Source organism: Halalkalibacter hemicellulosilyticusJCM 9152 (assembly GCF_000513115.1).
Classification (GTDB): domain Bacteria; phylum Bacillota; class Bacilli; order Bacillales; family Bacillaceae_D; genus Halalkalibacter; species Halalkalibacter hemicellulosilyticus.
Map to the genome: position 1 here is coordinate 30647 of NZ_BAUU01000004.1, position 12019 is coordinate 42665.

Below are 12019 nucleotides of genomic sequence, written 5' to 3' on the forward strand. Positions count from 1 at the left end.
TTTCAGAGTTAAGCGGGATAAGACTATCCATTTATATATCTTTTCGGTTACAAAAAAGGAGTATGGTGGATTAACTACCATATTCTTTTTTTATATGTTTGGCATATCTTTTATCTCTATATAAATGACTTGGAGACACTGTTCTATCGTATCTAATGAGTAAAGATATTTTTAGAGGAGTGTGTTTATTTATGAACAATAACCAATCTAAATCTAAAGTATGGTTTATTACTGGCGCAAGCAGTGGGCTTGGTCATGAATTTACTAAGAATGCACTTGAAGTAGGAGATAAAGTGATTGGAGTTGCTAGAAATATTGATAATTTAGTGGAGTTTGAACAAAATTATGCCGACACTTTTAAATCGTTTAAGCTTGATATAACTGACAGAGCTTCGGTCTTTAAAGTTGTCGATAAAGCGATCCACTACTTTGGTAACCTTGATATTGTTGTGAACAATGCGGGGAATATGATCTTGGGAATGATTGAGGAGTTCACTGAGGCTGAAATCAAGCAGCAAATTGAAACAAACTTCTATGGTGCTGTTTGGGTGAGTCAAGCAGTAATGCCTTATTTAAGAGCACAAAAGTCCGGTCACATCGTTCAAATATCAAGCATAGGTGGAATTGTCTCTGGTCCTATGACAGGTATCTATAGTGCAAGCAAGTTTGCCTTAGAAGGGTTTAGTGAAGCGTTAGCTCAAGAAGCGTCTCATTTTGGAATTCATGTTTCAATTGTTGAACCAGGGGGCTACTGGACTAATTTGTATTCCAAAATGCAGTTCGCTACTTTAAACGATGAGTATAATTCAGTCAGAGAAGCATTAGCAAGTCAAAATATTGAAAGTAAGGATAGTCATCCTAGGGAAGCTGCACAAGCCATAATGAAATTAGTTAACAGCGAAAATCCCCCTTTACGATTAATTTTAGGTAGTCTAGTTTTTGATGCTGCTATTGACCATGCTAATAACAAAATTAAAGTGTGGAAAGATTGGGAAGCTGTAAGCCGTTCGGCAGAGAGAGCAATTCCTAATCCCAATCAATAAGGGTTAACGAGATAGCGAAATCACAGAAAAAGTACAATCGTTTTTTTCAGTGCCTTCGAGATAGCACATGGATAGTTAAGGACATTCTTTCACGAACTGGAGCAATTCTTTAATAAAGGATTGCTCTTTTTTATCTCTCTTTGAAACCAGGAGCGAGTGCTTCTTTTGATTAAGTGGGGAGAATAATACAAGAAGGAATGTTTATATTATTCTCAGCAATATTTATATAGAGAAATGAGAACCGCTCGGGTAGAAAAGGGGAATCCACCTGCCGCTAAAGAGCTGAAATCAGAAGAGAGAGCGCAGAAATGTACTCGACGTTCCGCTATAGAGAGGAAAAGAACCCGATGAACAGGTGAAAAGTTAGAATAACGGCACGAGGAACCGTAAAGGGGGAAAATTTAGCAGGATGGCGGGAATAGAGGAAAGAGGAACCGCTCGATCAGACAAGAGGAATCCTCTTTCCGCTAAAGAGCTGAAATCAGAAGAGAGAGCGCAGAAATGTACTCGACGTTCCGCTATAGAGAGGAAAAGAGCCCGATGAACAGGTGAAAAGTCAGAATAACGGCACGAGGAACCGTAAAGGAAAGAAATCAAGCAGGATGATATGAATAGAGGAACGTGGAGTCCATATGCCTAGCAGGGGTTTCATGTAGCCCATCTTAATTCCATTTCTTAAACCATACGTCAATCATAAATTCATCCTCATGAACGTCGGCAGCTACTTTGCCTTCTTGTTTGTTTATTAGTTGCTGTACAATATGGAGACCTAAGCCAAGCTGTCCGCCACTTCGACTAGGATCTAATTGAAAGGATCGGTCAAATATCCGATTAAGCTCAGTACGATTAAATTGATCTATATCATTTGCGACTTTTAACCTGAAATAGGTTTCTTCTTCTACTAAGTTAATGGTGACATAGCTTTTGGCATACCGTAATGCATTTTGAATAATGTTGGTTACGATGCGATTGGTTGCTTTTTTGTCTGCTAAAATAGGTGATGCTGTCATTTCATCCATATGTACGTTTAATTGATTTTTTTCAAATTCATTGTAGAACATGAGCATCGCTTCTACGACCATTTTATCTAAGAGCTGCTGCTCCAAAGTTAATGGCTTATCAGAGGATTCAATTTGGGATAGCTCATAGAAGGCATCAGCATCATTGTGAGATGGTCAATTTTCTTTTGAATGATACTTAGAAACTCCTTTTTTTCTGCCTCAGATAAAGATGGGTCCGTTAATAGTTCGGAGAAGCCTTTAATGGATGTTAAAGGTGTTCGCAGATCATGGGAAAGGTTTGTTACTTCTTGTTTCAGTTCTTTCTCTTTCTTAACCATATTCTGCTGATCTTGCTTGAATAAATAAATTAGCTGGTTGATTTTCATAATGAATTGAATCAGGATTTTACTATGCGTATTTGTGCGAACCAATTCATTTGTACCAAAATTTCCGATGATTTCATCTAATTGCTTCGTCATTCTTTTCATATCAAATAGGAGAAGCAGAAGCGTCCCAGTACTCATAATGAGTAGAAAAACCAACATGATGATAATCAACCAGCTGTTCACTATTCTTTCATCCCTTCTTCATCAATCAATATTTTGTTTAGCGAATTTTCTTGATCCTATTAGTAAAAATATCACCGAAGTGACAATACCAGTTACCCATGGGCGATACTCGAGTTGAGCGCTTGCGCTAAAAAGCTTATTAAATTTTCGTTTAATAGTGTACTTGGTGCATAGTGATAGAGTTCATTCATTCCTGAAATGGATTGGAATAGCAATCGTATTAAGTCACCAGACAAAAGGAAGACAAAGAGTAACATGACAATGATATAGACATCGCTGATCTTTAGCATTCTAAGCACATGGATGACAAAAAATCCACTAACGACGATTGGAATCATATTGAAACTAGCAAGTAAGAAATTCTTGACGGCTAGTTCCTCACTTGCTAAAAGACTCTCTCCTAATACAATGGTAAAGGCTAGACCAATTACACAAATTAGTAAATAATAAATAAAGGTTAGAGCAAGCTTTGACCAAAAAATGGTGTTGCGAGAGACACCAAAGGATATAGATTGCTTGATAATAGCCGTGTCTTTACCAGTTAGAGCTGAATTAAAGAGTAATCCTATGATCACAATTAATACGCCACCACTAACGATATTTGAATAAAAGAACCTACTCGTGGCATAAGGGAAATTTGGATCGAAATGCAAAGACAAGGATAACACAGCCGCAGTTGCAATAATTAAGGATAATCCAATTGCACTCGTCACATAAAGTCCTTTTTTGTGTAGTAAGCGATAATGCTCGCTTTTCATATAATTCATCATTGTTCATTCGCCTCCACTAATCCTAAGAAATATTCTTCTAAATTCAGAGCTTCAAAACGAAACTCCATCACTAACACTCCATTGGTCGTTAAGAGACGATTCATCTCTCCACCTTGATCGACATGACTTTGAATGGTTATGATCTGATTAGGAAGAACGTTATACTGGATATCGGCAAAGGCTTGCTCTAACAATTGTGCTGTCTTAGCTGTATCATCGACTTTAAGCCGAATTTGCTTTTTACTTTTTTCATCTAACGCCTCTTTGCTTAAGTCCTCGACAATAACACCATCTTTAATAAAGGCAAAGCGCGTAGCTATTAATTGTAATTCACTTAAAATATGACTGGAAATCAAAATGGTTATTTGTTTCTCTTCATTTAACTTCAATAATAACTGACGCATCTCCATAATACCTTCAGCATCTAACCCATTAGTAGGCTCATCTAGCACTAAGCAATCTGGACTACTTAGAAGACACAGTGCTATGCCTAGTCGTTGCTTCATTCCCATTGAATAATCACTAAAACGTTTTTTCTTTTCATTTGCTAACCCGACAATTTGTAGCACTTCATAAATTCTTTTTTTCTCAACGACGCCCCGTTGAATTCGAAAATACTCTAGATTTTGAGTCGCCGTAAAATCCGGAAAAAATTCAGGCGTCTCAATCATAAAGCCCATTCTCTTTTGTGCAATGGCCGTTTCGTTACCTGATTTCCCAAATAAGCGAATCTCTCCAGAGGTAGGAATTAATTGGCCCGAAAGCATTTTAAAAAACGTCGATTTTCCAGCCCCATTTTTTCCGATTAAGGCACAAATTTCTCCTTGTTGTAGTGAGAAATTCAGAGGTTTGATGATTTCATCCTCTTTAAAGGCTTTCGTCAATTGAAAGGTTTGAATAATCGTATTCATCTTGTTGACTCCTTCGCTAAAATTCTTCATATAGTTAGTTTAGCTTAGGTGTCTTTAAATTCCCTTAAGCAAACCATAAAGAAATCATAAAGAATTTAAATGAGCATGAAGCCTACTCCCCAAATGGTTCTAATATACTCATCATCCGTGATTTCGGCCATTTTTCTTCGAAGATTCGAGACATGAACACTAATCGTATTGTCATCGCCTAAGTAGGTCCGCTTCCACGTTCTTTCATACATCTCCCTTTTGGAAAAGGCACGCTCAGGATGACTGATCAATAAGGAGATGATATCATATTCGGCATTTGTTAATTGTAGCTCGTTTCCTTCTAACGTTGCAGAGAATTTATCTGGATTGATCTTAAGTCCTCGCCATATTTTCTCAGAAGTTCTTGATGAGTGACTGCTTGATTTTCGTAATTGTACTTCAACTCTTGCCATCACCTCTTCGTGATTAAAAGGCTTCGTCATATAATCATCTGCTCCCATCTTCAATACGTGTACTTTGCTTTCGACGTCAGCCTTGGCGGAGATGACAATAATGGGGATATCGCTTTCTTTCCTAATTTCTTTGATTAATTCTTCACCGCTTTTCCCTGGTAGCATCAAATCCAATAAAATTAAATCGTATGTATGATTCTGTAGCTGTAACAGACCTTCTGTACCAGAATACGCCACAACTGAATCCATCCCTAATTTGCTGAAAATCACACTTAGTAATCTACTAATTTCTTGATCATCTTCAATGATTAACAGTCGTTTCCCTTCATTATTCACAATCATCAATCCTTTTTGTTCAATCTTATGGATTACATTTCATTATAGCGTATTTAACGAATGAAAATGGAAAGTGATTTGGGCAGAAATGTTGAATGAATGGAATAAGGCTGAAATAAATGATTGTCTTTGTAAAAGATATCCTAAAGAAAACGTTTAAGTGCTAGAATCATAATATGTAATTATGGATGAAAATGGAGGTGGCAATGCTCATGTCGCAAAAGTTAACTAAGTCATCGACGGATAATACCTTATTTGGAATATGCGGAGGAATAGCAAATTTTTTCGGGATATCACCTTTTATTGTGAGGATCATATTTATCTTTACGGCTTCTACTTCTTTGTGGATTTATATAATTCTTGCTTTCGCATTAGAAGATGAGTCATCACTTTGATTGTAGATTCTCTACCGTATTTTAGGGGAGCTTTAATGTGTCAACGAAAACCGTTATCTGAAATCATTTAGTAGGTGGCTACTGAATTAAATAGAGGAGGAGTATTTTTTCAATGAATTATGAGGATGCATTAAAAAAATATATAGAAGCTACTAATACACATGACTTTAATCATGTAAAGAAGGTGCTTCATGAGAAAGCGATTTATTGGTTTACAGATAAAACATGTAACAATATAAGTGAAATTCAGAAATACTTTGAAAATGCCTGGGAATTAATTAAAGAAGAAGTTTATACAGCTAATGACATTCGCTGGATTTCAGCTGACCAAAATTCAGCAACATGTATTTACTCATACCATTATGAGGGATATCATAACGGTAAATTAGTGTCAGGTAATGGAAGGGCAACAAATATATTTATAAAGACGGACAATAATGAATGGAAGCTAATACATGAACACTTGAGTAGTCTATCATAGTACTGAACAAATAATGGACTAACATTTTCTAAGAAGGTTCGAGACATGAACACTAATCGTATTGCCATCTCCTAAGTAGGTCCGATTCCATGTTCTCTTGTATCAATAAATTCATTTCAAAATGATGATTAAACAAAAGTATAGGAGAACACAAAACAATCGCTGCTCTTCTCATTCTATTGAAAATGCATTAATCTATAGAAGTAGGATGAGTGTTTATTGCTCACTTAAGTAGAGCTCAAGGTGTAAGCATATGAAATGGAGTGTTAGTAGATGTCAATTTGGTTACAAGTTTTGTTATTTGCAGTACCAGGCATTATTATATATTACGGTGTGTTTTATGGTACTCCAAAACTGGTATCGAAAGGCATCCCTCTAATCTATTCTTTTTGGTTGTGGTTGTGGGCTCCAGTTCTGCTGTTATTGCCATTATCTATAGGTTTGTATATTTTTCTTGAAGGCGGAACATTAACAATAGATGCACTTAGCGAACGCTTCCGTTTAAATCCTATAAGTAAAGGCGATTGGATATGGATTGTTTTGGCTGTTGTACTCACTATCGTTTTTGACCAAATCCTAGAACCTATAGGAAAGATATTAGCGAAGTATAAATTATTATCACCACCAAATTATTTACCTGCACCATTTAACCCACTAAAAAAAATTAGTATTCCTCCAAAAGAATTTTTTGGTGTTCCATTAAAGGGTAACTGGAAACTACTCATTGTTTTTATACCTGTTCATTTAATGGCAATGTTTAGTGAAGAAATGATGTGGCGAGGATATCTTTTACCAATACAAGAAGTAATGTTTGGAAATATGGCTTGGTTTTTTAACGGATTACTCTGGGCTTGGGTGTTACATATGGCTTTAAAATGGCACTTTATTGGAATGATTCCTAGTATGATGGTAGCTCCATTTATTGCTCAATATACTCAATCTACATGGTCTTCATTTGCGGTTCATGCTATTGGGAATGCTCCTTTATGGATCATACTTTTAATTGGAATCATCAAAACAACAGAAACGCCTGATGATGGTAAGGATTAGACTTTATTCTCAATCGCGGAAACATCACGCTAACGTGGGAAAAGATGTAAGTGGCGACATGCAGATTGATTATAGTGAGTCAGAAAAGTGCAGTATTTTCCAATTGACAAATTCCCAGATGAATTCTCTGATGAGTATAGAGAGTTTATTGAACAATACATAGAGTGTGAAGAATGTACTTAAGTGTTTCTAATATATATGTAAGGCAATATTTTAATGATTTTACGGGGATATTGAGTGGTATTAGTTTCAATTCCTTTATGGAACAGGTCTTGACCTTTTATTATCCATATTTTAGAATGAAAGTTAATATTAAAAATTAGAGTGCGATGAAGAAGAAGAGTAAATTGTATGAACGCTTCAGAGAGCTGATGGTTGGTGAAAATCAGTGCGGGACTATTGTTGAATGGGCTTCTGAGCTACTAGACTGAAATAATTAGTAGGTTTAGCGGAATGTCTTACCGTTAAAAGGGACTAAGTATGAAACAATTAGATTGTTTCTGTACGGATTAAGTGCGTTTACTTATGTGAACGAATTAAGGTGGCACCACGGGTTACTCGTCCTTTTATTTTAGGATGGGTAACCCTTTTTGTATTTCATTTTATAATTAAGGGAGGTCTATTATGAGTAAAACTATCTTAACTGGAATAAAACCAACGGGGTTAATTCATTTAGGGAATTATATTGGAGCTATAAAACCAGCATTGGAATTAGCTAAAATAGAGGGTTATAAAGCAGCATACTTTGTGGCAGATTATCATGGTCTTACAAAAATCCATAATGCTGAGGAATTTAGACATTTATCATACGGAATTGCAGCAACATGGTTAGCATTAGGACTCGACCCTGAAAAATTAACCTTTTATAGGCAATCTGATGTACCTGAAATTTTTGAGTTAAATTGGATATTGAGCTGTTTTACCTCCAAGGGTTTAATGAATAGGGCTCATGCTTATAAAGCGATTGTCGACAGTAATAAAAAATTAGAGAAAGATATAGACTTTGGAGTTAATATGGGCTTGTTTAACTATCCAATTCTAATGGCTGCCGATATTTTAATGTTTAAAACGGAAGTTGTTCCTGTTGGAAAAGACCAAGTTCAGCATGTTGAAATTACTAGGGATATTGCTGAAAGTTTTAATAATATCTATGGCGAAACATTTTTGTTACCAGAGTACAAAATCCAAGCAGAAACAGCTGTATTACCTGGATTAGATGGTCGAAAAATGAGTAAAAGTTATCATAATACAATCCCACTTTTTGAAGAACCGAAAAAATTACAAAAGCTCATAAACAAAATTATCACGGACTCATTACCGCCAGAAGCACCAAAAGACCCTGATACTTCGCCAATCTTTATGCTATATAAAGAATTTGCTTCTAATACTGAAGTTGAAAAGATGAAAGAACAATATCTTCAAGGGATTGGATGGGGAGATGCAAAAAAAGAATTGTTTAATGTGATGAATAGTTTTATCGAAGAGCCACGTGAAAAATATCACGAACTAATGTCCTCCCCAGATAAAATAGATACAATTCTTAGAGAAGGAGCAGAAAAGGCAAGAGCTATTAGTTCACCATTCTTAAAAGAAATTAAGCGTAAAATCGGTTTTAATGTTTAAGCAATAAGGAGATATTGTGAGTTATTTAAATGAACGGATGCGAGAACAGGGCTGATGCTCATTTGACTATAGGTGCAGAAAACTTAAAGAAGGCATTTTAATCACTTTACAGAATAGAGTTAATTGTTTAGCTGAGTTTAGTTTAGAAGAGAAAGGTGAGATGAGAGATGAGGAAGGAAGAGTTGAGTAAAAAGGCTTATGAGGGTGCAATCGAAACAGAGCGACTTATCTTAAGGGAATTAAGTACATCTGATATTCAAAATGTTTACGAAATAGTCAGACAGGATTTAGTAGGATTAGGGTTAAGAGCAGGTAAAGGTATGTCTCTTAAAGAAACAGCAAAATATGTAAATAAATTTTTAGAGCATTGGGACCGCTTTGGTTTTGGGGTCTTCGGGTTGTTAGATAAGACTACTGGTACTTTTGTTGGGCATTGTGGATTAAGATATATTGAAGGAACAAACGATGTAGAAATACTCTATGCACTAGAATCGAATCAATGGGGTAAAGGATACGCTACCGAAGCCAGTAAAGCATCTATTCGATATGCTTTTGAAATTCTAAAGGTATCAAAATTAACAGCACGGGTCAAATTGGCTAACTATAGGTCAAAAAAGGTAATTGAGAGAATGGGTTTTGAATATCTGTATGATAAAAATAACAATGGTATCGAGTTATCTTACTATGAGCTTTTTAATAAATAGTAAAAAATAATAATTTGCATTTGAATTTAATTTAAGAGGTGAGTTGAGTTGAGTAAAGTTGAGCCTAGTAAAAAGTTAGATTTAGACCGAATTATTTTTATTGGCAGAACCTATAAAGAATATTTAAATATGTTCTCGCTTTCAGAAGAAAAATTACAAGGAAAGAAAATACTCGATTGCCCTGCTGGAGCATGTTCTTTTACTGCTGTCGGCAATAAATCAGGATTAAACGTAACAGCTTGTGATATTGCTTATTATCATTCGGGTGAAGACCTAAAAAATAAAGGTCTTCAGGATATGGAACACGCTATGGAGCATATGGAAAAATCGAAAATCAATTATAAGTGGGATTATTTCGATGATCTAGAAGGGCTTAGAAATCATCGTTTAAGTGCCTTACAAGATTGTGTTAATGACATAATGAACTCAAGTGAACGGTATATTCCCGTCACTTTACCTTCATTACCGTTTAAAGACGAAGAATTTGACATTCTTCTCTCTGCACATTTTCTGTTTATGTATGCAGATAGATTAGATGAGCGATTTCACATTGAAACGCTAAACGAATTATTAAGAGTAACAAAGGATGAAATTCGTATTTTCCCTTTAGTTGATTTAAAGGGAAAAAGATACGAGCAGCTAGATAAAATAATTAGTTATCTTATTGCCAAAGGTTGTACAGTTGAAGAAATCAAAGTACCCTATGAATTTCAAACAAATGCAAACTCGATGTTAAAGGTTAAAAAAGGTTAATAAAAAAAGGGTGCACGTGGTGGTGTTTCCCTTCTTTATTTCAACCTACTGGAGTAACCGGAAGAGATTGTTGAATAAGCACATTCCGTTTATTACACGAACGAGCAGGAAATAAAAAAGCTGAGAACATAGTGTCTCTTCATTAGGCAGTAACATAGGGAGGTGGAGGATAATGTGGTGGAGTTTAGCCCCAATAATAATTACTATCTGTTCGATCATAATCAGCATTTTTGTTTTTAAATTGAAGAAGAATAAAAAATATTTTTGGAGTTTTCTTACATTATCAGGCATTAACCTTTTAGGAGGTTGGATTTTTGTCATTTATATTAACTTTATAGCTGGTTTCATTTTATTAACTATTCCATTTTTCATGATCCTGAATGGATTTTATAACTATAACAAAGCTAATAACGGGTAGCCATTGTCCAATAAGAACAATCGCTTGTTGTACTAGAAAGTAGGATAATTTAACAAATGATTAGGAGTCGTTAAAATGATGGTAACGATTTTCTGGAGGGGCATATGGGTTTATCATCTATTTCTTGATTACGGTTTTAAGACATTTACGAGCAACAAATCATAATGATTTGTTAATGCTAAAAAAATTAGATCATATTAGTAAGAAATTAGAGGAAATGAATGACAGGGAGTATCGGAGTTAATAGCCTCTGTCTTTTGAACATATAGTATGAAAATACGTGCAGAAAAGTAAATGTGATTGGAGGTGTTTTTCCTGGATATAGCTGTTTATCTTACTTTAGTATGTACCTTAATTGTATCTACTATCTTTTCCAATTGGTTATTTAAAATGAAAGCAAATAAGTGGTTAGGAGTTTTAACAGGGTTTCTCATTAACACAGTACTGTTAACGCTAGCTACCGTTATTTTTTATAAGATTAATCATTTTAAAGGGGTAGAGGGGCTATTTGCTGGGTTAGGGATTCTGATCTTTGCTTTTTTCATTCCTATCATTACGTGTATGAACTATTATATTATTGAATTTGTAAAAAATAAAAAAGGGGTAGATCACTAGATATGAAGTATTGAAAGCTTTGGTTCGTAAAAACTAACCTTTTACGAATTTAAGGTTTTTTGTGCTTAGTCTAGTGGGGCATCGGGTTATTAATAAATCCTCTAAGTAGTAGCTACATAATATTTAAATTCAAGTTGTCCTTTAAGGAAAGGATGTTTGGCTTGAACAGAGTCAAAGAGTTTAGGAAACATTCTAACTTTACTCAGGTTGAACTTGCTAACAGGGTAGGTAGTAATACAAGCATTTTATAGTTAGAAAGGAAGTCATTTACAACATGTGAGCTGAGAAAATGTAAAAATACAGCCCATAACAAAAAAAGGTATGGGCTGTATTATTATAGTTTAACTACTTTAATTTTATAAAGTGTTATGGCGTTTGCATCAGAATTTCCGATCTTGATAGGGAAGTCCTGTATCTTCCTCGCAATAAGTTTTGAGGCTATATAAAAACATCGCCCAATTGTAGTTGCAGAAACGATAAAAGTCGGTAACTTCCTTCCAATTCATATGACGCAAAATAATGTCTGTTTTACTACCTTTCTCTTTTAACTCAAATGAAATCGTAGTACCGACCCATTCTGGATCTGACTCTGTACATAGCCATTCTATTCGTTTAGATGGAGTTAGCTCTACAATTTGCATCTTTGTTAAATCATTGTCCCCGAAATGAAACTCATTGACTTCTCCAATCTGATCATGGACTGTGAGATCGCGGGTCCACACTTCAGATAATCCCTTTGCTGTCGTTAAAGCTTTATACACTACTGTTGCAGGTGCATGTACGATTTGTAGTTGTTCAATATTTGCCATAATCTTCAACCTCCTTTTATACTTTCTTTGATTATATCAAGACAGGAGTACGAATATTTCTTTTCAATTGCGCTTGTTGACTTTTTTGTGAGTTTTTT

Annotated in this window: 14 protein-coding genes and 1 other annotated feature; of the genes, 8 read left to right on the forward strand and 6 right to left on the reverse strand. The window is 35.1% G+C overall.

The genetic code is table 11. The features are described 5' to 3' along the window. The first annotated feature begins 191 nt into the window (after positions 1-191). Complete coding sequence (locus JCM9152_RS03125; protein WP_035340810.1) at positions 192-1043, forward strand: SDR family oxidoreductase; 852 nt, start codon at positions 192-194, stop codon at positions 1041-1043. 662 nt (positions 1044-1705) lie between these two features. On the opposite strand, the gene JCM9152_RS23100 is transcribed toward JCM9152_RS03125, so the two are convergent. The 5 genes from JCM9152_RS23100 to JCM9152_RS03145 form a co-directional block, all read right to left on the reverse strand. Next, the gene (locus JCM9152_RS23100; RefSeq protein WP_235715605.1) at positions 1706-2149 is read right to left on the reverse strand and encodes a sensor histidine kinase; all 444 of its coding nucleotides are present in this window, start codon (positions 2147-2149) and stop codon (positions 1706-1708) included. Positions 2150-2151: 2 nt separating this feature from the next. Beyond that, positions 2152-2613, reverse strand: coding sequence for a histidine kinase dimerization/phospho-acceptor domain-containing protein (locus tag JCM9152_RS23105; protein ID WP_235715606.1), 462 nt, complete (start codon positions 2611-2613; stop codon positions 2152-2154). 92 nt (positions 2614-2705) lie between these two features. Beyond that, positions 2706-3383, reverse strand: coding sequence for an ABC transporter permease (locus JCM9152_RS03135; protein ID WP_035340811.1), 678 nt, complete (start codon positions 3381-3383; stop codon positions 2706-2708). Beyond that, a complete protein-coding gene (locus JCM9152_RS03140; RefSeq protein WP_035340812.1) occupies positions 3380-4294 on the reverse strand; it encodes an ATP-binding cassette domain-containing protein in 915 nt (304 codons plus the stop codon). The genes JCM9152_RS03135 and JCM9152_RS03140 overlap by 4 nt, the downstream gene beginning before the upstream one ends. A 95-nt stretch (positions 4295-4389) precedes the next feature. After that, positions 4390-5073, reverse strand: coding sequence for a response regulator transcription factor (locus tag JCM9152_RS03145; protein ID WP_235715607.1), 684 nt, complete (start codon positions 5071-5073; stop codon positions 4390-4392). A gap of 212 nt (positions 5074-5285) precedes the next feature. On the opposite strand from JCM9152_RS03145, the gene JCM9152_RS03150 reads away from it, so the two are divergent. The 7 genes from JCM9152_RS03150 to JCM9152_RS03185 all read left to right on the forward strand — a co-directional run bounded on the left by JCM9152_RS03150 (position 5286) and on the right by JCM9152_RS03185 (position 11112). Beyond that, a complete protein-coding gene (locus JCM9152_RS03150) occupies positions 5286-5468 on the forward strand; it encodes a PspC domain-containing protein (RefSeq protein ID WP_035340817.1) in 183 nt (60 codons plus the stop codon). Between the two features lie 112 nt (positions 5469-5580). Further along, on the forward strand, positions 5581-5949 hold the full coding sequence (locus tag JCM9152_RS03155) for a YybH family protein (protein ID WP_035340819.1): 369 nt from the start codon (positions 5581-5583) through the stop codon (positions 5947-5949). Between the two features lie 273 nt (positions 5950-6222). Continuing rightward, positions 6223-6999, forward strand: coding sequence for a CPBP family intramembrane glutamic endopeptidase (locus tag JCM9152_RS03160; RefSeq protein ID WP_035340822.1), 777 nt, complete (start codon positions 6223-6225; stop codon positions 6997-6999). Between the two features lie 320 nt (positions 7000-7319). Continuing rightward, positions 7320-7568 (forward strand) — a binding site (T-box leader). A 55-nt stretch (positions 7569-7623) separates the two neighbouring features. Next, positions 7624-8622 (forward strand): tryptophan--tRNA ligase, encoded by a 999-nt coding sequence (locus JCM9152_RS03165; RefSeq protein WP_035340829.1) that lies wholly within the window; start codon positions 7624-7626, stop codon positions 8620-8622. A 167-nt stretch (positions 8623-8789) separates the two neighbouring features. Next, positions 8790-9326 (forward strand): GNAT family N-acetyltransferase, encoded by a 537-nt coding sequence (locus tag JCM9152_RS03170; protein WP_148296422.1) that lies wholly within the window; start codon positions 8790-8792, stop codon positions 9324-9326. 48 nt (positions 9327-9374) lie between these two features. Then, positions 9375-10079, forward strand: a complete 705-nt coding sequence (locus JCM9152_RS03175) for a class I SAM-dependent methyltransferase (RefSeq protein WP_035340832.1) — start codon at positions 9375-9377, stop codon at positions 10077-10079. An 808-nt stretch (positions 10080-10887) separates the two neighbouring features. Beyond that, positions 10888-11112 carry a hypothetical protein gene (locus tag JCM9152_RS03185; RefSeq protein ID WP_035340838.1) on the forward strand — a complete coding sequence of 75 codons (225 nt, stop codon included), beginning with the start codon at positions 10888-10890 and terminating at the stop codon, positions 11110-11112. A 380-nt stretch (positions 11113-11492) separates the two neighbouring features. Here the strand turns inward: JCM9152_RS03185 and JCM9152_RS03190 are convergent, their stop codons facing one another. Next, positions 11493-11921 (reverse strand): SRPBCC family protein, encoded by a 429-nt coding sequence (locus JCM9152_RS03190; protein ID WP_035340840.1) that lies wholly within the window; start codon positions 11919-11921, stop codon positions 11493-11495. Positions 11922-12019: the final 98 nt, after the last annotated feature.